The organism is Pseudomonas sp. MWU12-2319 (assembly GCF_023242525.1).
In the GTDB taxonomy this organism is placed as follows: domain Bacteria; phylum Pseudomonadota; class Gammaproteobacteria; order Pseudomonadales; family Pseudomonadaceae; genus Aquipseudomonas; species Aquipseudomonas gingeri_D.
Map to the genome: position 1 here is coordinate 126,301 of NZ_JALJES010000006.1, position 20,822 is coordinate 147,122.

Genomic DNA, 20,822 nt, shown 5'->3' on the forward strand with positions numbered 1-20,822 from the left:
CGATTTTTTGCAAAGGCGATCATTCCCACCCGGGGCGGGAATGATCGAGGGAGGGGTTACAGCCCCAGGTCGGAGAGGCTTGGATGATCGTCCGGGCGGCGCCCCAACGGCCAGTGGAACTTGCGCTCCTCGGCCTTGATCGGCATGTCGTTGATGCAGGCATGCCGGTTGGACATCAGGCCGTTCTGGTCGAATTCCCAGTTTTCGTTGCCGTAGGAACGGAACCAGTTGCCCGAGTCGTCATGCCACTCATAGGCATAACGTACGGCGATGCGGTTGTCGGTAAAGGCCCAGAGTTCCTTGATCAGGCGGTAATCCAGTTCCTTGGCCCATTTGCGGGTCAGGAACGCCTTGGCTTCCTCACGGTTGTGGGCGAACTCGGCACGGTTACGCCATTGGGTGTCCAGGGTGTAGGCCAGGGACACGCGCTGCGGGTCACGGGAGTTCCAGCCGTCTTCGGCCAGGCGGATCTTCTGGATCGCCGATTCACGGGTGAAGGGGGGAAGCGGCGGGCGAACGTCAGCGTCAGATGACATGGCAATGTCTCCAATTGAGTAGGGTTCAGACAAGTTGTCGCGCTTGGGTCAAGCGGTCGGTGGCCCGCCCGCCACTCGCTCATCCGGAGCGTAATGGCGGTTCGGGGCACGACTCAGAGCGCCAATAACGTTCGCGCCATGCATTGCGCATTATCGGCTGCACCGGGGTCGCCCATGACAAGTGCAACGGTAATGGCGCCGTCGATCAGGATCAGCAACTGTTTGCCAGTGGCCAGGGGATCGGCGATGCCATGTGCTTCACAGAGCTCGACCACATAGTCGAGCAACTTCTGTTTATGTTCCCGGGCCAATTGCCGCACCGGGTCCTTGGGGTCGCCGGTTTCGCCGGCGGTGTTGATAAAGGCGCAGCCGCGAAAGCCTTCGCTGGCGAACCAGCCGCCGAGCACGCTGAACAGGGCCAGCAGGCGGGCACCGGAGCTTTCGGCCTGGTCGACTTCACCGCGGTACCACTGCATCCAGCGGATATCCCGGCGGCGCAAGGCTTCCAGGGTCAGATCGTCCTTGGTGCCGAAGTACTTGTAGAGGCTTTTACGTGCCACCCCGGAAGTGCGCACCAGAAGATCGATGCCGGTGGCATGGATGCCACCTTGATAGATCAACTGCTCGGCGGTATCCAGCAGGTTTTCGCGGGTCTGGTTCGGAGTGATTTCGTTCATGGGAAAGAGAGTAGAACGATCGTTCTCCATGGTCAATCGTCTTTTTCAAATAAATCCATGGCGGGTGACAGGAGGACGGGCAGGGGGCGCATCGGGGAACGACTCCAGGTTGGCAGCAAAGCCCTCTTCGAAGGCGCGTCCGAGAGCGGCGCATGGTGTAGACTCAGCGATCCTTCGCATTCGACCCTAGCGAGCCCTATGCCGTCGCTCTTCAAACGCTCCCTGTTGCCCAAACTGCGCAGCTTCCCGCTGGCTGCCGAGGCTTTGACCATCCTGCCTTCGGCCGCCGAGTTCCGGCGTTGCCTGCTGGAGAAGATCGCCGGTGCCCGGCAGCGCATCACGCTGGTGGCGTTGTACCTGCAGGAAGACGAAGCCGGACAGGAAATCCTCGATGCCCTGCATGCGGCCAAGTCGGCCCATCCGCAGCTGGAGATTGTCGTCGTGGTCGACTGGCTACGGGCCCAGCGCGGTTTGATCGGTGCCGGCAAGCAGCCGGGCAACAGCGCCTGGTACCAGGCGCAAACCCGCGACCACACCACTGAAGTGCCGATCTACGGGGTGCCGGTGCAGACCCGCGAACTGTTCGGCGTGCTCCACCTCAAGGGTTTCGTGATCGACGACTGCGTGATCTACAGCGGCGCCAGCCTGAACAACGTCTACTTGCACAAGTTCGACAAATACCGCTTCGACCGTTACCACGTGCTGCAAAACGCCGCACTGGCCGACTCGATGCAGGGGTTGATACGCAACGAGCTGCTGGCCTCCCGGGCGGTGCGCCGCCTTGACGTGCCGGAGCTGCCGACGACCCGCAGCCTGCGCGGCGACATCGGCGATTTGCGCAGCCGCTTGAAGAAAGCCGGCTATGACACCACGGCCGGCAGTGAACCGACCTTCGGCCTGTCGGTCAGCCCGGTGATGGGCCTGGGCAAGAACAACCCGCTGAACCGCCTGGTCTGCGAACTGATCGCCTCCAGCCAGCAGCAACTGACTATCTGCACGCCCTATTTCAACATGCCGCTGGCGGTGACCCGGGAAATCAACCGGGCCCTGGAGCGTGGGGTGAAGATCGATATCATCGTCGGCGACAAGACCGCCAACGACTTCTATATCCCGCCGAGCCAGCCGTTCAAGGTGATCGCCGCCTTGCCCTATCTCTACGAGATCAGCCTGCGGCGTTTCGCCAAGCGTCACCAGCCGGTGATCGACAGCGGGCAGTTGAACCTGCACCTGTGGCGTGACGGTGACAACACCTATCACCTCAAGGGCATGTGGGTCGACGAGCGTTATACCTTGCTGACGGGGAACAACCTCAATCCACGGGCGTTCCGGCTGGATCTGGAGAATGCCTTGCTGATCGACGATCCACGTCGCGAGTTGTGCGAGGTGCGGGCCAAGGAGTTGGCGCTGATCATGGAAAACACCCAGCGGATCGACAGCTTCAAGAGCCTGGAAACCCTGGTGGACTATCCGGAAGCGGTGGGCAAGTTCCTGCGGCGGGTCAGTCGGGTGCGGATCGAGCGGTTGTTGTATCGGATGTTGTAAAGCGCGGATGAGGTCATCCCGGGCGATCGCAATCCCCCGGGATAACCACCGGCCTCAGTTCAGGCCCAGCTTGCCACGCAGGGTCGACAGGTCTTCAGCCAGGGTCGTGACCGGACCCACCAGGGCCTTGCGGTCGGCATCCTTGACCTTGTCATAGGTTTCGAAACCGCCATCCTTGGTCTTGTACTTGGCCAGGATCTTGTCCACGGCGGCGAAGTTCTTGTCCACCTTGGCGGCGAAAGCCTTGTCCTGCTTCTCGATCTGCGGCCGGAACAGGTCGACGATTTTCTTCGCGCCGTCGATGTTGCCCTGGAAGTCATACAGGTCGGTGTGGCTGTAACGGTCTTCTTCACCGGAGATCTTGGTCGCGGCGACTTCTTCCAGCAGCGCGGCGGCACCGCCGACGACTTTCTCAGGAGGGAAGGTCAGGCCGGCAACGCGGGTCTGCAGGTCCTTGACGTCCTTGTTCAGGCCGTCGGCCAGGGCGCCCAGGCCGTCGGTGGTGTTTTCCGAGAACAGGCTGTATTCGATGCGGTGGAAGCCGGTGAAGTCTTCAGCCTTCACGCCTTTTTCATGGTCGTTGACGCGGGAGTCGATGGCGCCGTCCAGGTCATTGAACAGCTCGGCGATCGGCTCGATCTTCTCGTAGTGCACGCGAGTCGGTGCGTAGAGCTTCTTGGCGGTGGCCAGGTCGCCTTTTTTCACCGCGTCGGTGAACTGCTGGGTCTTGCTGACCAGCTCATCGATCTCCGCGGTCACATAGATCTTGTAGTCGGACACCGGGCCCACCAGATCCAGCGGCGCGGTGGCCGCGAAAGCCGAAAGCGGCGTGTGGAGCAAGCCAAGGGCCAACAACAAAGCAAGAGGCGACTTCTTCATGGGGCGTTTCCTGGTGAGTTAAGGATTAAGCGGTGGTTTTTTGTTTTGCAGCTGAAAGCAGTGAGCGACCGATAAAGTCCTGATCGCCCGTGACCCCCGGCAAGGTGAAGAAATAACCGCCGCCGATAGGCTTGAGGTATTCCTCCAGGGGCTCACCGTTGAGCCGGGTTTGTACGGCGATAAAGCCTTGCGCCAGGTCCGCCTGGTAGCAGATGAACAGCAGGCCCATTTCCAGCTGGCCGTTCTTGCTCACGCCATTGGAGTAGTTGAATGGGCGACGCAGGATCAGGTTGCGTTGGGTTTCGGTGGTGCGCGGGTTGGCCAGGCGGATATGCGCATCGAGCTTGGTCAGCTTGCCTTCCGGGTCCTTGCTGTAGTCGGGGATATCGCTTTCCTTCTGGCCGCCCATGGGCGCGCCAGTCGCCTTGACCCGGCCGATGATGCTTTGCTGTTCCTGCAACGGCGTGCGGTCCCAGCGCTCCACCAGGTTGCGGATGATCCGCACCGCCTGGTAGCTGCCGGCCACGGCCCAGGCCGGTTCATTGGCTCCGGGCTGGACCCAGACGATACGGTCCATGGCGCTGCCATCGTTGGAGTCCGGGTTGGCCGAGCCGTCACGGAAACCGAGGAAGTTGCGTGCGCTCTGGGCCGGTTCGCCGGCCTTGAGCGGCGCCTGGGCCGGTACCGTGCCTTCCTGTTTCCAGCGCACCAGCAGCAGGTCCGGGGTGTTCTTGACGATATCGCGCAGGGCGTGAATGTTGGTGTCCGGGGTGTTCGAGCAGAACTGGATACTCAGGTCGCCGTGGCACAGTTCCGCTTGCAGCGCGTCGTTGGGGAAGCCGACCATGCGGATCAGGTGCTTGGGTTTTACGCCGGCCAGGCCGTAACGCTCGTCGAACAGCGACTCGCCTACCGCGACGGTGATGGTCAGGTTGTCCGGGGTGACCACCGGGCCGAGAATCCCGGAATCCAGGGGCGGCAGTTTTTCATCGACCTGTTTCACCGGGCCGCCGCTCATCAGGAACGCGATGCGCTTGTTCAGGGTGCGGAACAGGCGTTCGAGTTCCTCGCTGTCGCTGGCCAGGACGTCGAAGGAGACGATCATGCCGGCGGCCGGACGCGGGGTGACGATCCCGGTCTGGTGCTTGCCGTGGAAGTCGTGGCGGTCCTCGGTCTTGTCGCTGCTCGGGGCTTCGGTGACCTGGGCCTGGCTGGCGGCCATGGCCGGGCAGCTCAGGGCGCTGCCGGCGAGGGCGGCGCCGGCCACCCCCATGCCCAGCAGGACGCGACGGCGCTGGGCGGAGAATTCGGTGTTGTTGTGTTCTGAATCGCTCATGTTCGTATCGTCTGCTTGGTTACAGGCCGGAAAGGCCGAGGGCGGGATCGATTCCATCGAGTGCATCGGCCAGGTCCTTGGCCTTGTTGCTGATCTGCTGGCGTTGCGCGGCACTTACGGTGTCGTAGGTGACATAGCCGTCGGCGTTGCGCAGTCCGTTGAATTCGGCGTCGAGGGCCGTGGCGGCGCTGTCGATCTTCACCAATAGCTCGCCGGACGACTTGAGCAGCAGCGGTCGCATCAGGTCGATGACCTTTTGTGCGGCTTGCAGGTTGGCGGCGAAGCCGTCCAGGTCGACGTGGCTGTAGCGCTCTTCTTCGCCGCCGCTGGCGCGGGTATCGGCCATGCTGCGCAGGCTGCGCACGACGATGCTGACCAGTTGTTCCGGCGGCAGCGATTGGGCCAGCAGTTGCTGCTTGAGGTTGGCGACATCGGCTTGCAGGTGCTGGGCGACCGGCACCAGGCCGTCGACGCTGCGTTGCTGGAACAGGCCGTACTCGATACGGTGGAAGCCGCCGAAGCCGGGGTCCTGTTCGCGTTTTTCGTAATAGTCGGCGCGGGCATTGATCGCGTTATCCAGTTCGGCGAGCCGCTGGGCGGCCGGGGCCAGACGCTGATAGGCGGCACGGGCCGGGGCATAGAGCGCCTGGGCCTGGGTCAGGTCACCGGCGGTAATCGCCTGTTCCAGTGCATCGACGGCCTTGATCAGTGCGTTGCCCTGGCTGCTCAGGTAGACGCGGAACTCCGACAACGGCCCGATAAAGGCGGTCATTGACGGACGCGCCTTGGCCGCGGCCTCGGAAGCCGCCGTAGGCGTGACGTGCAGGGTGCCGCGCGGATTGCTCAGCAGGCCGCAGGTAATGGCGTAGTCGCCGGGTTGCAGGTTGGCATTGATCACCTGGCTCAGGCCCGGGGCGATGTTCTCGCGCTCCTCGAGCACCAGTACGCCGTCGAGGATCTCCCACTCGACCGCGCGTTGCGAACTGTTGAGGATGCGGAAGCTGTTCTGCCCAGCCGGCACGCTCAGGGCATTTGGCTCGCAGCCGTGGGCCTGGATGGTCACGGTGATTTCGTTGTGATGGGCCTGGCGTTTGCTCGCGGCCAGTTGCGAGGCGTAATAGAACAGTCCACCGGCCGCGATCATCACGATCACCGAGCCGGCTACCGCCCAGCGCAGGGCCTGGGGCGGTTTGCCAGTTGCAGGGTTGGACATGGGTAACCTTACTGGTTGGGAACGGAAGAAGTGTGCTTGGGTGCCGGTGCCGTGCTCGGCAGGAAGAACAGCACCAGGGTGAACGCCAGGTACAGCAGGTAGGCGCCGAGGACGCTGACCGTCGGCGCATCCTGGTAACCGAACATGCCGGCCAGGACCGAGCCCGCCGGGCCGTCCATCGGCAGCGTGGCGCTGATATCGAAGACCACGGTTTGCAGGTGGTTCCACAGGCCGGCTTCATGCAGGGCCTGGACCGAATTGGCGAGGATGCCGGCGGCGACCACCAGGATGAACAGGCCGGTCCAGCGGAAGAACAGACCCAGGTTCAGGCGCATGCTGCCGCTGTAGATGGCGAAACCGATGAAAATCGCCAGGATCAGGCCGAGCAGGGCGCCGATGGGCGCGCCCGGACCGTCACTCTGCTGGAACACCGCCAGCAGGAAGAACACGGTTTCCAGGCCTTCGCGGGCCACGGCGAAAAACACCATGGCAATCAGCGCCCAGACCTGATGTTTGGAACCGGCGAGTGCCTGGTCGAGGGATTCGTGCAGCGCGTGCTTGATGGAGCGGGCGACCTTGCGCATCCAGAACACCATCGAACTGAGGATGCCGACGGCGACCAGCCCGACCAGGCCTTCGAAGAGTTCCTGCTGTTTCTGCGGGAACTCGGCACTGACCAGCTCCAGGCCACCACCGACCAGCAGGGCAAGGGCGGCGGCGAGAAACACGCCGATCCACACCGCCGGCATCCACTGACCCCGGCCTGTCTGCTTGAGGTAACTGGCGATAATGCCAACGATAAGCGCGGCTTCAATGCCTTCGCGCAGCATGATCAGGAAGGGAACCAGCATTCGGCAACGCACCACTGTTAGAGAAGATGGTAATTTGTAACATAATGATACTCATTACTAAACAGTTTTGATTACCAATTGCTGAATGGTGTCTGAACGAGAGGGGTAGAAGAGGGAATGCCGTGTATGCAGCAAGTGATTGCTGTCCAGCGGTCGTGCCCTATGTCAGAGCAGGAGTTGACGCGACTCCGTGGGCCGGGCATGTCTGCGGAAGCGATTGCCTGGCGCCGCAGTCTATGGTGAATGGCCGTTTGCAGCGGTTCGCGGGCAAGCCCTGCTCCTACAGGCCTATGTCGGACACAAGCTTTGTATTCGACGTCGCACTGTAGGAGCAGGGCTTGCCCGCGAAGCTTGTGGCGTCTTCAAGGCCACCTTTGCAGGCGGAATCAGTTATTGAAGTTACAGGCGTCCGACAGCTTGAGGTAGCTGACGTTCTCGGGCTTGCCGGCAGTGTCGATGAACTTCATATCGGCGGTAACCACTTTGCAGTCCTGGCTCGGTTGCTCGGTCATCGAGGTGACCTTGGCGATGTTCAGGGGCATGCCGTAGTGATAAGGCACGGGTTGTCTGGTGCTGGAGGTGTCGGCCTGGGCCAGGCCGGCGAAGGTCGAGAGGGCCAGGGCACCCATCACCAACAGGGTTCGTAGTTTCATGGTGTTTCTCCTGAGCGGCTTGAGCGTTCACCCCGGCACCACGAGTGGCGCGGGGTATGCCGCGGAGGGCGTCAGGGCAAGCCTGCGCGAGCGCGGTCAATTTCACTTTCCGTCTGCAGGATTAACGCGGAATTAAGTGCTGGGCTTTCTATTAGCTTGCTAACGGAACTGCCAAAGGCCGCCCCCAAATCACCCACCCCCGCACCGCCTTGGGGCCTTCACACCCACACCCTCGTAGCCTTCCGTAGCACCATGCTGTGCTACCGCCTGTGACATTGCTTTTTCGGAAAATTTTATCTCATTGATTTTTATTGAGTTTATAGCCTCGATTGCAGTGCGCTGAATCTGCTGGCACAGATTCTGCTGTCTATTCCGTTGTTACATACTAGGTTCCGTTATAGCGGAATACACATCATCGGAGTGCAACGTCATGCAGCGTGGACTTTCCTTGTTTAAAGCCTGTGTTTTTCTTCTGGCGGCTTCGGCGGCGGTTGCTGCGCAAGCGGCGGACAGCAAGCTCGATAGCGTGCTCAAACGCGGTCACTTGATTGTAGGCACCGGCAGCACCAACGCGCCGTGGCACTTCCAGGGCGCCGACGGCAAGTTGCAGGGGTTCGATATCGATATCGGCGGCATGATCGCCAAGGGGCTGTTCAACGACGCCAGCAAAGTCGAATACGTGGTGCAGTCTTCCGATGCGCGGATTCCCAACCTGCTGACCGACAAGGTCGATATCAGCTGCCAGTTCATCACCGTCACCGCCAGCCGTGCCCAGCAGGTTGCTTTCACCCTGCCGTACTACCGCGAGGGTGTCGCGCTGCTGCTGCCAGCCAATAGCAAGTACAAGGAAATCGACAGCCTGCGTGCCGCCGGCGACGGCGTTACCGTGGCCGTGCTGCAGAATGTCTACGCCGAGGAACTGGTGCACCAGGCACTGCCCAAGGCCAAGGTCGACCAGTACGACAGCGTTGACCTGATGTACCAGGCCATGAGCACCGGTCGCGCCGATGCCGCCGCCACCGACCAGTCCTCGGTCAAGTACCTGATGGTGCAGAAACCTGGCATGTACCGCAGCCCGGCCTTTGCCTGGAGCCCACAGACCTATGCCTGCGCGGTCAAGCGCGGCGACCAGGACTGGCTGAACTTCGTCAACACCGCGCTGCATGAAGCCATGACCGGCGTCGAGTTCCCCACCTACGCAGCCTCCTTCAAGAAATGGTTCGGCGTCGATCTTCCTTCGCCGGAAATCGGTTTCCCTGTCGAATTCAAGTGATCCGTTAAGGGCAGGGCGCCGCACTCGGCGCCCCGTCGAAGGTACTGCGAACCATGAACTATCAGTTGAACTTTGCCGCCGTCTGGCGCGATTTCGACACCTTGCTGGCGGGACTGGGCCTGGGCCTGGAACTGGCCCTGGTGTCCATCGCCATCGGTTGTGTGATCGGCCTGATGATGGCGTTTGCCTTGCTCAGCAAGCATCGCGCATTGCGGGCACTGGCCTCGGTGTATGTGACGGTGATCCGTAATACGCCGATCCTGGTGTTGATCCTGTTGATCTACTTCGCCATGCCGAGCCTGGGCATCCGGCTGGACAAGATTCCCTCGTTTATCGTCACGCTGTCGCTGTATGCCGGGGCCTATCTGACCGAGGTGTTCCGCGCCGGCCTGCTGAGCATTCCCAAGGGCCAGCGCGAAGCCGGGCTGGCCATCGGCCTCGGCGAATGGCAGGTGCGGGCCTATGTCACCGTGCCGGTGATGTTGCGCAACGTGCTGCCGGCGCTGTCCAACAACTTTATTTCCCTGTTCAAGGACACCTCCCTGGCGGCGGCCATCGCCGTGCCGGAGCTGACCTATCACGCCCGCAAGATCAACGTGGAAAGCTACCGGGTGATCGAAACCTGGATGGTCACCACGGCGCTCTATGTGGTCGCTTGTTACCTCATTGCCCTGATGCTGCGTTACCTCGAGCAGCGTCTGGCGATCCGCCGATAGGAGACACTCATGTACGAATCGCAAAGTTGGTGGCATGAGTTGTGGATCGCCCGGGAAACCCTCTGGGAGGGATTCCAGACCAGTGTCGCGGTCTCGCTCCTGGCGATTGTCTGCGGCACCCTGATCGGCATTGTCGCCGGGCTGGTGCTGACCTACGGCAAGTTCTGGATGCGCGCGCCGTTTCGTCTGTATGTCGACCTGATCCGTGGCACCCCGGTGTTCGTCCTGGTCCTCGCCTGCTTCTACATGGCCCCGGCCCTGGGCTGGCAGATCAGCGCCTTCCAGGCCGGTGCCCTGGGCCTGACGCTGTTCTGTGGTTCCCACGTGGCGGAGATCGTGCGCGGCTCGATGCAGGCCATCCCCCGGGGGCAGATGGAAGCGAGCAAGGCCATCGGCCTGACCTTCCACCAGGCCCTGGGTTATGTGCTGCTACCCCAGGCGCTGCGGCAGATCCTGCCGACCTGGGTCAACTCGTCCACCGAGATCGTCAAGGCTTCGACCCTGCTTTCGGTGATCGGTGTCGCCGAGCTGCTGCTCAGCACCCAGCAGGTGATCGCCCGGACCTTCATGACCCTGGAGTTCTATCTGTTCGCCGGTTTCTTGTTCTTCATCATCAACTACTCGATCGAGTTGCTCGGTCGGCATATTGAAAAGCGGGTGGCCTTGCCATGACGACTGATTCCCAAGCACTGCTCAGCATTCGCGGGCTGCACAAACAATACGGCAAGCTCGAAGTGCTCAAGGGCGTCGACCTGGACATGCAGCGCGGCAACGTGGTCACGCTGATCGGCTCCAGCGGCTCGGGCAAGACCACGCTGCTGCGCTGCGTAAACCTGCTGGAAGAGTTCCAGGGCGGCCAGATCACCCTGGACGGCGAGTCCATCGGCTACAGCGAAGTGAACGGCAAGCGTGTCCGTCACCCGGAAAAAGTCATTGCCCAGCACCGGGCCATGACCGGCATGGCGTTCCAGCAGTTCAACCTGTTTCCGCACCTGACGGCCTTGCAGAACGTGACCCTGGGCCTGCTCAAGGTCAAGAAGCTGCCCAAGGACCAGGCCGTCGCGCTGGCGGAGAAGTGGCTGGAGCGGGTCGGCCTGCTGGAGCGGCGTAATCACTTTCCGGGGCAGTTGTCCGGCGGACAGCAGCAGCGGGTGGCGATTGCCCGGGCCATTGCGATGAACCCCAGCCTGATGCTGTTCGACGAAGTGACTTCGGCCCTCGACCCGGAGCTGGTGGGTGAGGTGCTGGCGGTGATCAAGGGCCTGGCGGAAGAGGGCATGACCATGTTGCTGGTCACCCACGAGATGCGCTTTGCCTTTGAGGTCTCGGACAAGATCGTATTCATGAACCAGGGGCGTATTGAAGAACAGGGGCCACCCAAAGAACTGTTCGAACGCCCGCAGTCGCCGCGTCTCGCGGAATTTCTGAAAAACACCCGCTTTTAATTTTTTATTCAAGGAGAACAGTATGAGCATTACTCGTTATGGCACCGGCAGCACCGCGGGTGGCGGTCAGCCGCGTCCTTTCGCCCGGGCCGTCGAAGCCGACGGTTGGTTGCATGTGTCCGGCCAGGTGCCGGCGCTGGATGGCGAAATCATTGTTGGCGGTATCGTCGAGCAGACTCACCAGACCATGAAGAACCTGATCGCGATTCTCGAAGAGGCCGGTTATGGCCTGGAAGATGTGGTCCGCGCCGGTGTCTGGCTGGAAGATCCGCGGGATTTCTGGAGCTTCAACAAGGTGTTTTCCGAGTACTTCACGCCCGAGCACGCTCCGGCGCGGGCCTGTGTCCAGGCGAATATGATGGTCGACTGCAAGGTCGAGATCGATTGCATCGCGTACAAGAAGAAGTGATGAAACCTTGAGGGCCTCTTCGCGGGCAAGCCCTGCTCCTACAAATTTTTGTCGAACACTCATTTTGTACACGACACAACACTGTAGGAGCAGGGCTTGCCCGCGAAAGCGATCTAACAGTCGCCGCAGGACTCTGGGTAAACTCCCCGGCAATTTTTCCAATGGGATGGCACTGACATGACCGAAGACACCATCAAGCGCCGGGCCAAAGGGCTGGACCGGGCGTTCGATATCCTCGATTACCTCAAGGAGGTCGGCCAGCCGCTGCGTCCCAACGACATTGCCAGCGGTATCGGCAGCCCCAAATCCACGGTCTACGAGCTGGTGGCATCACTGCTGGAGCGGCGCATCCTCGAGTCGGTCGGCAAGGAGGGCCATGTCTACCTGGGCCGCCAGCTGTATTTTCTCGGCCAGGCGCACCTGCGGCACTTCGACCTGACCCGCGAGGCCGACCACGCCTTGCAGGAGATCGTCAGCCAGACCCGGGAAACCGCGCAGATGTGCCTGCTCAACGGGCGCAAATACACCGTGGCGCTGATGAAGGAAGGTGAGCGGCATTTCCGGATTTCCTCGGATATCGGCGAAAACGCGCCGATCCCCTGGACCGCTTCCGGGCGCCTGCTGCTGGCGCACCTGAGCGACCAGCAGATCATCGACCTGATCGACCAGGATGACTTTATCCTGCCGGACGGCCAGCGCCTGCCGCTGGAGGTATTCCTCAAGGAAATCCGCCAGGCCGGGATCGACGGGTTCTTTTCCTTCGACAGCGTCGCCGACACCTTTACTCATTGCTTCGCCGCGCCCGTCAAGGACGAGCGGGGCATTTGCATCGCCACCCTGTGCATCGTTGCCCCACGGGCCGATGCCAAGACCAACTACAACGACTATCGCCGGGTGCTGATCGAGAGCGCGAACAACCTGGCCCGTCGCATCAACGACTAGCGCGGCCGCCAAGGGCGCCGCCGATAAGGAGTTTGGAATGTCTACTGCCTTGAACTTCGCCGCCGTGGAAAAAGGCGCCGCCAACGTCGGCGCGCAACTGGTGAGCGATGTCAGCCTGCCGGCGCTGGTGCTCCACCGCGACGCCCTGGAGCACAATATCCGCTGGATGCAGGACTTCGTCAGCCGTAGCGGTGCCGAACTGGCGCCCCATGGCAAGACCAGCATGGTCCCGGCGCTGTTCGCTCGGCAACTGGCCGCCGGGGCCTGGGGCATCACCCTGGCGACCGCCGTGCAGACCCGTGCCGCCTACGCGGCGGGTGTCCGCCGGGTGCTGATGGCCAACCAACTGGTGGGCGCGCCGAACATGGCGCTGATCGCCGAGTTGTTGGCCGATGCCCAGTTCGAGTTTTACTGCATGGTCGATCACCCGGACAACGTTGCGGCCCTGGGGGCTTTCTTCGCCGAACGCGGCCTGCGTTTGAACGTGATGATCGAGTATGGCGTGGTCGGCGGTCGTTGCGGTTGCCGCAGCGAACAGGAGGTGCTGGACCTGGCCCGGGCGATCAAGGCCCAGCCGGCACTGGCCCTGACCGGTATCGAAGGTTACGAAGGGGTGATTCACGGCGATCAGGCCGAGAGCGGGATCCGCGCCTTCGCCGGTTCCCTGGTGCGGCTGGCGGTGGACCTGCAGAACAGCGGCGCGTTTGATATCGGCAAGCCGATCATCACCGCCTCGGGGTCGGCCTGGTATGACCTGATCGCCGAGGAATTCGAGGCCCAGGACGCTGACGGACGTTTTCTCAGTGTGTTGCGCCCGGGCAGTTATGTCGCCCACGACCATGGTATCTACAAGGACGCCCAGTGCTGCGTGTTGCATCGTCGGGGGGATCTGAGCGAAGGCTTGCGTCCGGCGCTGGAGGTCTGGGCCCATGTGCAATCGATGCCGGAACCGGGGTTTGCGGTGATCGCCCTGGGCAAGCGCGATGTGGCATTCGATGCCGGGTTGCCGGTGTCGTTGCTGCGTTATCAGCCGGGGGTGTTGCCAGCGGTGGGCGAGGATCTCAGCGCCTGCAAGGTCACGGCGGTGATGGACCAGCATGCGTTCATGACGGTGGCGCCGGGTTGTGAGTTGAAGGTCGGGGATATCGTCTCGTTTGGTACTTCGCATCCGTGCCTGACCTTCGACAAGTGGCGGGTCGGTTGCATTGTCGATGAACAGTTGAGCGTGATTGAAACCTTCGAGACCTGTTTCTAAGCGGATATTGCTTTCGCGGGCAAGCCCTGCTCCCACAGGTTTTCGGTTGTTCGCAACATTGCGGTTCAACCTGGATTTAATGTGGGAGCGGAGCTTGCCCGCGAAGAGGCCCGCCCTGACACCACGAGACTTTCCGAATGATCCCCCTGAACCTGCCCCCACCGCGCATCGCCCTGATCGGCGAATGCATGATCGAACTGCAACAACACACCGACGGCAGCCTGCACCAGAGCTTCGGCGGCGACACCCTGAACACCGCCGTCTACCTGTCCCGCGAACTGGGCGGACGGGCTTCGGTGGACTATGTCACCGCCCTGGGCGATGACAGCTTCAGCGACAGCATGTGCCGGATCTGGCGCGAGGAAGGCATCGGCCTGGACCTGGTGCAACGCCTGCCGGGGCGCTTGCCCGGGTTGTATTGCATCCAGACCGACGCCAAGGGCGAGCGACGCTTTCTCTACTGGCGCAACGAAGCGGCCGTGCGCGACTGCTTCACCGCGCCGACAGCCGCGCCGGTGCTGGCGGCTTTGCCGGATTACGACGTGCTGTATTTCAGCGGCATCACCCTGGCGGTGCTGGGCGAGCTCGGGCGGGAAAAGCTGATTGCCGTGCTGCAGGAGGCCCGCCGGGGCGATACCCGGGTGGTTTTCGACAACAACTACCGGCCGCGTCTCTGGGCGGATGTCGAGCAGGCGCGCGAGGCGTATCGCTCGGTATTGCCCTATGTCGACCTGGCCTTGTTGACCCTGGAAGACGAGCAGGCGCTGTTCGATTATGCCGATGGCGAGGCGGTGTTCCGTGCCTATGAGGATATCGGCATCCCGGAAGTGGTGATCAAGCGGGGGGCGGAGAGTTGCCTGATTCACTGCGAGGGCGCGGCGTTCGAGGTGCCGTCGCAGAAGGTCGAGACGGTGGTCGATACCACGGCGGCGGGGGATTCGTTCAGTGCGGCGTATCTGGCCAGTCGCCTGACGGGCAGTGATCCACAAGAGGCGGCCTTGGCCGGGCATCGGCTGGCGAGTCGGGTGATTCAGGTGCGTGGGGCGCTGATTCCGCGAGACTGATCGGGAAAATACAGTGTTCTTGCGGGCCTCTTCGCGGGCAAGCCCTGCTCCTACAGGTTGGTGTCGTACACAAAGTTTGTGATCGACACAGTGCTGTAGGAGCAGGGCTTGTCGGATCGCCGCACCGCCGCGAAGAACGATAACGCGGTCCCCCGGTTCAATCGCGATAGAAAACCTGCACCAGGTGATACCCGAACTTGCTCTTGATCGGCCCATGCACGGTACGCAGCGGTTTCTTGAAAATCACCTGGTCGATAGCCCCGACCATCTGCCCCGGACGGACTTCCCCCAGATCCCCACCGCGCTTGCCGGACGGGCAGGTGGAGTACTTCTTGGCCAGCACATCAAAGGCTTCGCCCTTGACGATACGTAGCCTGAGTTGTTCGGCTTCCTCGGCGGTCTTGACCAGGATATGACGGGCTTGGGCTTTCATCGATTCGTTACCTTGAAACCTTGGGGCATGCGACGGGCGCGGGATTATGCCCGAAGATCAGGACGTTTGCCCGATCATGTCGCGCACCCGGTTCGCCAGTGCATCCAGGGTAAAAGGCTTGGCGATCAGATCCATGCCCGGTTCAAGAAAACCCTGGCGCTCGGCGGCCTTCTCGGCATAACCGGTCATAAACAACACCTTGAGCCCCGGACGGTGCTGACGGGCAACTTCCGCCAATTGCCGGCCGTTCATCCCCGGCAGGCCGACATCGGTCACCAGCAGGTCGATGCGCAAGCTCGACTCCAGCAGCGGCAAGGCGGTCCGCGCGTCCGCCGCCGGGTGCACGGTATAACCCAGCTCGTCGAGGACATTGAGCACCAGCATCCGTACCGCCGGATCATCCTCCACCACCATCACCGACTCGTCGACCTCGGCCAGCGGCGATTCCGCGGGTTGCAGCGCCGGTCGCGGCGTCTCGGTTTGCGGCGCGTGATAGCGCGGCAGGTACAAGCGTACGCAGGTGCCTTTGCCCGGCTCGCTTTCCAGGGTGACGTGACCGCCGGACTGCTGGGCAAAGCCATAGATCATCGACAAACCCAGGCCCGTGCCCTGGCCGATGGGTTTGGTGGTGAAGAACGGGTCGAACGCCTTGGCCAGGATCAACGGGCTCATGCCGGTGCCGTTGTCGCTGACGCCGATCATCACATAGTCACCGGCCTTGACCGGTTCCAGGGTGCTGATATCGCCGCCATCGAGGTAGCTGTTGCTGGTCACGACGCGCAGCTCGCCGCCGTCGGGCATGGCGTCGCGGGCATTGATCACCAGGTTGAGCAGGGCGCTTTCCAGTTGCCCGGTGTCGGTGTTGACCGGCCACACGTCCTGGCCCAACTCGACTTTCAGGGTGATATGGGCCCCTTTGGTACGACTGAACAGCTCTTCCAGCGAGCGCACCAGTTGGTTGGGGTCGATACGTTTGCGGTCCAGCGATTGCCGCCGGGAAAACGCCAGCAGCCGGTGGGTGAGGGCCGCGGCCCGTTGCGCCGAGCTCACGGCGGCGTCGGCAAAACGGCCGATTTCGTCGCTACGTCCGGCGGCGATGTAACGTTGCATCAGGTCCAGGCTGCCGATTATGCCGGTGAGCATATTGTTGAAATCATGGGCGATGCCGCCGGTGAGTTGTCCCACCGCTTCCATTTTCTGCGCATGACGCAAGGCTTCTTCGGCCCGCTCGCGCTCGAACATCTCGTTCTGCAAGCGCTGGTTGGACTCGGCCAGCGCCCGGGTGCGCTGGGCGACGCGCTCTTCCAGGGTCTCGTTGAGATTGCGCAGGGCCTCTTCGGTGCGTTTGTGTTCGGTGATATCCAGCGCGGCACCGACAAAGCGCTGTGCCCGACCATGGGGGTCGAGGTGGCAGCGGCCCCGGGCAAAGACCCAGCGCACCTGGCCGTCGGCCTGCAATACCCGGTATTCTTCAGCGTGCTCGGTGTGCTGCTCCAGGCACTGCTTGATGCCGTGGGCCACCAGGGCACGGTCCTCAGGGTGCACACTGTCCAAGTAGACATTGATGGGCGTCTGGCTGGCCAGCGCCGGGTCGACTCCGTGCAATTGGGCGAAGTGGGCATCGGCGACAAAAAGATCCTGGTCGATATCCCAGTCCCAGGTACCGAGTCGGGTGGCGGTGTCGCCTTGAGATCCGTTCATAAACCTGCCTTGAAGGTGAAGCTTTGGGTTGCGCCGCGGCTTATTATCCCGCCAAGCTGTAGACATTCGTCACATTGAAATGACACAAGCTTAATCGCTAAACCTCTTTTTGACTGTATTGCGGACACCTTTGCCATGGATATCCACGCACTGCTGAAAACCCTGGCCGCCCAGGACGGTTCGGACCTGTACCTGTCCACCGGTGCGCCGCCCTGCGCCAAATTCAACGGCGTGCTCAAGCCGCTGGGCGGTGAATCGCTGAAACTCGGGGAAGTGGCGGCCATTGCCGACGGTATCATGGACGCCGAACAACGCCTGCAGTTCGAGCGCGAACTGGAAATGAACCTGGCGCTGTCCTTGCCGGGTGTCGGCCGTTTCCGGATCAATATCTTCAAGCAACGCAACGAAGTGTCCATCGTCGCGCGCAATATCAAGCTGGAAATCCCTCGTTTCGAAGACCTCAAGCTGCCGCCGATCCTGCTCGATACCATCATGGAAAAACGCGGGTTGGTGCTGTTCGTCGGCGCCACCGGTTCGGGCAAGTCGACGTCGCTGGCGGCGTTGATCGATTACCGCAACCGCCACAGCAGTGGCCATATCATCACCATCGAAGACCCGGTGGAGTATATCCATCGGCACAAGAAGTCGATCATCAACCAGCGCGAAGTCGGGGTCGACACCCGCAGTTTCCACGCGGCGCTGAAAAATACCCTGCGCCAGGCCCCGGACGTGATCCTGATCGGCGAGATCCGCGACCGCGAAACCATGGAGCACGCCCTGGCCTTCGCCGATACCGGGCACCTGGCGATCTCCACCCTGCACGCCAACAACGCCAACCAGGCGCTGGACCGCATCATCAACTTCTTCCCGGAAGACCGCCGGCCGCAGTTGCTCAACGACCTGGGCAACAACCTCAAGGCCTTCGTTTCACAGCGTCTGGTCGCGACCCTGGACGGCAAGCGCCGGGCGGCGGTGGAAGTGATGCTGGGCACGCCGACGGTGCGTGATTTTATCAAGCGCAACGAGTTCTCCGAGCTCAAGGGCATCATGGAGAAGTCCGAGCTGATCGGCATGCGTACCTTCGATACGGCGCTGTTCGAGCTGGTGGTAGAGGGCGCGATCGACGAGGAAGAGGCGCTGAAGAACGCCGACTCGGTGAACAACCTGCGCCTGCGCCTGAAACTGCATCAGGATACCGCGGCCCTCACCGTGCAGAAGACGCCTCCCGCGCCGCCGGTCGCGGCGAAGGAGCTGGACGCCAAGGATTGGGGGTTGGTGGAGGATGGCAACTCTCCGCGCGGTTGAATCTGTTGCCGGATTGGAATGCTTTGTCCCGACGTGACTGACAGGTTTCGGCAGCCCCCGTTATTGCTGGTCACGAGGGCGGCAGTCTTGGGCAGGGGCGTTGTTACACCACCTGATGGCGATAGGGCAGGTCGGGCCCGGTTCGGCTGCAGGTGATCGCCGCGGCACTGACGGCGAAATTCAGCATCGCGTCGATCTGGGGCTTGTCCAGGCGTTCCAGACCTTGCACCGAGTCCAACTGCTGCTCGGTCAACCAGGCGATCAGGGCCGCCTGGAAGGTATCGCCGGCACCGACGGTATCGGCGGTGACGACTTCACGGGCCGGCACCGACCAGTGACCATGCCGGCGACTGTAGACGCTGGCGCCCTGGGTGCCACGGGTCAGGAACACCAGTTGGCAGCGCTGGGCCAGCCATTCCTGGGCGATGCTCTGCGGGTCGCGATCTGGATAGAGCAGGCTCAGGTCCTCGTCGCTGACCTTGATCATGTCGGCATGTTCGGCCAGGGTCGCGATACGTTGGCGCCACAGTTCGATATTCGGTTCCGGGTTGAGCCTGACATTGGGATCGAGGGTGATCAGCCGGCGCCCGCTTTCCCGGCGTACCAGGGTCAGCAGGGTGTCGGCAATCGGTTGCACCACCAGGGAGAACGAGCCGATATGCAACCCACGCACCTCGTCGCCGAGTTTCGGCAGGTGGCCCGGTAGCAACTGGCGGTCGGCGCAGCCCTCACCACGGAAACTGTAATGGGGCGAGCCGTCGGCGCCCACGGCGACCATCGCCAGGGTGGTGGGGGCGTCGAAGTCCAGCAGGTAATCCGCGCGTACACCTTCTTCCTGCAGGACTTGCTGCAGGCGGCGCCCGAGGTAGTCGGTGGACAGCCCGGCAAACAATGCCGCATCGACCCCCAGACGGCGCAGGCCGACCGCAACGTTGAACGGCGAACCGCCGGCAATCGCCTTGAAATTCACTTTCGAGGCTTGCCCGCTCGCATCAGGCTCACTAAAAAAATCGAACAGCGCTTCACCACAGACCAGATACATGGGTACTCACTCTTGAAGGGCCGCTACCTGTTGGCGGTAGTGCTGATAAACGGGTTGGTAGGCGGCGACGTTGGCCGCGATTGGCCGGGTTTCGCTCGTCAGATCGAGACTGACGCAACGTTCGCACAGTTCGGCCAGATTTTGCACGCCGGCGGACTCGCACCAGGCCGCCTGGATCGCCGCACCGAGGGCCGCGGCTTCACTCTGGCGGGTGCAGACCACCGGGGTGTCCATGATATCGGCGACCATCTGCCGCCACACCGGACTTTTCGAACCGCCACCGGTCAGGCGGATACCGTGGCTCCGCAGGCCGGCTTCGCGTAGCAGGTCCAATCCGTAACGCAGGCCGAAGGTGGTGCCCTCGACCACCGCGCGACAGAGATTGGCCTGGGTCAGGTTGGTCAGGGTCAGGCCTGACAGGCTGCCCGTGGCCTGGGGCAGGGCGGGGACTCGTTCGCCGTTGAGAAACGGCAGCATGCTGACCCCTTCGGCGCCGATCGGAGCTTGCTCGACCCGGGCATTGAAGTCGTCGAGCCCGATATCGAACAGCCCACGCACGGCGCCGGTGGCGTTGGTCAGGTTCATGGTGCAGATCAGCGGCAGCCAGCCGCCGCTGGAGGAGCAGAAGGCCGCGACCGAGGCGTGGGGGCTGATCAGCGGCTGGTCGGCATAGGCATAGACCGTACCGGACGAGCCCAGGCTCATGGTGATGATCCCGGCCTGGATATTGCCGGTGCCGATGGCGCCCATCATGTTGTCGCCACCACCGCTGGAGACCAGGGCGTTGGGGTTGATGCCCAGCAGCCCGGCGATCCCAGGAAGGATCCGGCCCACCGGCTGATGGGCTTCGATCAGCTCCGGCAAGGCCGCTTGCAGGCGCCCGCTGGGGTCGATCTCGCGCAGCAGCGGGAGGTCCCAGCAGCGCTTGCGCACATCGAAATAGCCGCTGCCCGAGGCGTCGCCGTATTCCGCGCAGCTACGGCCGGTAAGCCAGTAGTTGAGGTAATCGTGGGGCAGCAGGATATGGGCGATCCGGGCGAACAGGTCCGGGTGCTGCTCTTGGGTCCAGAGCAACTTGGATACGGTATAACCAGGAGCGATGACCAGGCCTAGGCGTTCGAGTGAACCCTGTTCGCCTCCCAACTGTTCCAGAAGACGCTGGTTTTCCGGGGTGGTTTCGGTGTCGCACCAGAGCTTGGCCGGGCGCAGGACCTGGCCTTGTTCATCGAGCAGGACCAGGCCGTGTTGCTGGCCGGAGACGCCGATAGCGAGGATCGCCTGGCCGTCGACGCTGGCCGCGGCCAGTGCTTGCCGGGTGGATTGGACGAAAGCGTCCAGCCATTGCCCGGTGTCCTGTTCACGGCGGCCGTTGGCACCGCTGATCATCGTATGAGGTGCCGAGCCCTGGCCCAGCACCTGACCGCTGACGCTGTCGAGGACGATGGCCTTGGTGCCTTGGGTACCGCAATCGATACCGAGATAGAGTTTCTGATTCATGACGGTGCCCGGAGTTGGAACTGGATCACTGCATCGTTGTGGGAGCTGAGCTT

At 62.3% G+C, this 20,822-nt stretch carries 21 protein-coding genes; 10 read left to right on the plus strand and 11 right to left on the minus strand.

The window, feature by feature from the left end:
* Positions 1-56: 56 nt before the first annotated feature.
* Positions 57-536: a nuclear transport factor 2 family protein gene (locus tag M5C01_RS12130; RefSeq protein ID WP_152738839.1), complete on the minus strand. Its 480-nt coding sequence runs from the start codon at positions 534-536 to the stop codon at positions 57-59.
* 113 nt (positions 537-649) lie between these two features.
* Entirely contained in the window at positions 650-1,213 is a 564-nt protein-coding gene (locus M5C01_RS12135) for a TetR/AcrR family transcriptional regulator (protein WP_152739300.1), read from the minus strand.
* A gap of 198 nt (positions 1,214-1,411) precedes the next feature.
* Here M5C01_RS12135 and pssA point away from each other — a divergent pair, with 198 nt between their 5' ends.
* The gene (gene pssA / locus M5C01_RS12140; protein WP_152738842.1) at positions 1,412-2,755 is read left to right on the plus strand and encodes a CDP-diacylglycerol--serine O-phosphatidyltransferase; all 1,344 of its coding nucleotides are present in this window, start codon (positions 1,412-1,414) and stop codon (positions 2,753-2,755) included.
* A 54-nt stretch (positions 2,756-2,809) separates the two neighbouring features.
* Here pssA and efeO (M5C01_RS12145) read toward each other — a convergent pair whose 3' ends face one another.
* From efeO (M5C01_RS12145) to M5C01_RS12165, 5 genes are all read right to left on the minus strand, one after another.
* Positions 2,810-3,634 carry an iron uptake system protein EfeO gene (efeO, locus tag M5C01_RS12145; protein ID WP_152738845.1) on the minus strand — a complete coding sequence of 275 codons (825 nt, stop codon included), beginning with the start codon at positions 3,632-3,634 and terminating at the stop codon, positions 2,810-2,812.
* 25 nt (positions 3,635-3,659) lie between these two features.
* Positions 3,660-4,970 carry an iron uptake transporter deferrochelatase/peroxidase subunit gene (gene efeB / locus M5C01_RS12150; protein WP_152738848.1) on the minus strand — a complete coding sequence of 437 codons (1,311 nt, stop codon included), beginning with the start codon at positions 4,968-4,970 and terminating at the stop codon, positions 3,660-3,662.
* Between the two features lie 19 nt (positions 4,971-4,989).
* Positions 4,990-6,183, minus strand: coding sequence for an iron uptake system protein EfeO (gene efeO, locus M5C01_RS12155; protein ID WP_152738851.1), 1,194 nt, complete (start codon positions 6,181-6,183; stop codon positions 4,990-4,992).
* Positions 6,184-6,191: 8 nt separating this feature from the next.
* Complete coding sequence (gene efeU / locus M5C01_RS12160; RefSeq protein WP_103499104.1) at positions 6,192-7,034, minus strand: iron uptake transporter permease EfeU; 843 nt, start codon at positions 7,032-7,034, stop codon at positions 6,192-6,194.
* 386 nt (positions 7,035-7,420) lie between these two features.
* Positions 7,421-7,687: a DUF2790 domain-containing protein gene (locus tag M5C01_RS12165; protein WP_152738854.1), complete on the minus strand. Its 267-nt coding sequence runs from the start codon at positions 7,685-7,687 to the stop codon at positions 7,421-7,423.
* A 430-nt stretch (positions 7,688-8,117) separates the two neighbouring features.
* Between M5C01_RS12165 and M5C01_RS12170 the strand changes: the two genes are divergently transcribed.
* The 8 genes from M5C01_RS12170 (at position 8,118) to M5C01_RS12205 (ending at position 14,791) form a co-directional block, all read left to right on the plus strand.
* Positions 8,118-8,960: a transporter substrate-binding domain-containing protein gene (locus M5C01_RS12170; protein ID WP_103499106.1), complete on the plus strand. Its 843-nt coding sequence runs from the start codon at positions 8,118-8,120 to the stop codon at positions 8,958-8,960.
* A gap of 53 nt (positions 8,961-9,013) precedes the next feature.
* On the plus strand, positions 9,014-9,676 hold the full coding sequence (locus tag M5C01_RS12175; RefSeq protein ID WP_152738858.1) for an amino acid ABC transporter permease: 663 nt from the start codon (positions 9,014-9,016) through the stop codon (positions 9,674-9,676).
* Positions 9,677-9,685: 9 nt separating this feature from the next.
* On the plus strand, positions 9,686-10,348 hold the full coding sequence (locus tag M5C01_RS12180; protein ID WP_100941151.1) for an amino acid ABC transporter permease: 663 nt from the start codon (positions 9,686-9,688) through the stop codon (positions 10,346-10,348).
* Entirely contained in the window at positions 10,345-11,121 is a 777-nt protein-coding gene (locus M5C01_RS12185) for an amino acid ABC transporter ATP-binding protein (RefSeq protein WP_100941152.1), read from the plus strand. The genes M5C01_RS12180 and M5C01_RS12185 overlap by 4 nt, the downstream gene beginning before the upstream one ends.
* A 22-nt stretch (positions 11,122-11,143) precedes the next feature.
* Positions 11,144-11,530 (plus strand): RidA family protein, encoded by a 387-nt coding sequence (locus tag M5C01_RS12190; protein WP_103499108.1) that lies wholly within the window; start codon positions 11,144-11,146, stop codon positions 11,528-11,530.
* A 177-nt stretch (positions 11,531-11,707) separates the two neighbouring features.
* Entirely contained in the window at positions 11,708-12,472 is a 765-nt protein-coding gene (locus M5C01_RS12195) for an IclR family transcriptional regulator (protein ID WP_152738862.1), read from the plus strand.
* Positions 12,473-12,509: 37 nt separating this feature from the next.
* Positions 12,510-13,727 carry an amino acid deaminase gene (locus tag M5C01_RS12200; RefSeq protein ID WP_152738864.1) on the plus strand — a complete coding sequence of 406 codons (1,218 nt, stop codon included), beginning with the start codon at positions 12,510-12,512 and terminating at the stop codon, positions 13,725-13,727.
* Positions 13,728-13,864: 137 nt separating this feature from the next.
* Positions 13,865-14,791: a sugar kinase gene (locus M5C01_RS12205; RefSeq protein ID WP_152738865.1), complete on the plus strand. Its 927-nt coding sequence runs from the start codon at positions 13,865-13,867 to the stop codon at positions 14,789-14,791.
* A gap of 157 nt (positions 14,792-14,948) precedes the next feature.
* On the opposite strand, the gene M5C01_RS12210 is transcribed toward M5C01_RS12205, so the two are convergent.
* Together M5C01_RS12210 and M5C01_RS12215 are read right to left on the minus strand one after the other, a co-directional pair.
* On the minus strand, positions 14,949-15,224 hold the full coding sequence (locus M5C01_RS12210; RefSeq protein WP_103499111.1) for a peptidylprolyl isomerase: 276 nt from the start codon (positions 15,222-15,224) through the stop codon (positions 14,949-14,951).
* 57 nt (positions 15,225-15,281) lie between these two features.
* The gene (locus M5C01_RS12215; RefSeq protein ID WP_247263186.1) at positions 15,282-16,925 is read right to left on the minus strand and encodes an ATP-binding protein; all 1,644 of its coding nucleotides are present in this window, start codon (positions 16,923-16,925) and stop codon (positions 15,282-15,284) included.
* A gap of 135 nt (positions 16,926-17,060) precedes the next feature.
* Here M5C01_RS12215 and M5C01_RS12220 point away from each other — a divergent pair, with 135 nt between their 5' ends.
* On the plus strand, positions 17,061-18,230 hold the full coding sequence (locus M5C01_RS12220; protein ID WP_103495651.1) for a PilT/PilU family type 4a pilus ATPase: 1,170 nt from the start codon (positions 17,061-17,063) through the stop codon (positions 18,228-18,230).
* A 103-nt stretch (positions 18,231-18,333) separates the two neighbouring features.
* Here the strand turns inward: M5C01_RS12220 and M5C01_RS12225 are convergent, their stop codons facing one another.
* Both M5C01_RS12225 and xylB read right to left on the minus strand, forming a co-directional pair.
* A complete protein-coding gene (locus M5C01_RS12225) occupies positions 18,334-19,272 on the minus strand; it encodes a carbohydrate kinase (RefSeq protein ID WP_152738867.1) in 939 nt (312 codons plus the stop codon).
* Between the two features lie 6 nt (positions 19,273-19,278).
* Complete coding sequence (xylB, locus tag M5C01_RS12230; protein WP_152738869.1) at positions 19,279-20,769, minus strand: xylulokinase; 1,491 nt, start codon at positions 20,767-20,769, stop codon at positions 19,279-19,281.
* Positions 20,770-20,822: the final 53 nt, after the last annotated feature.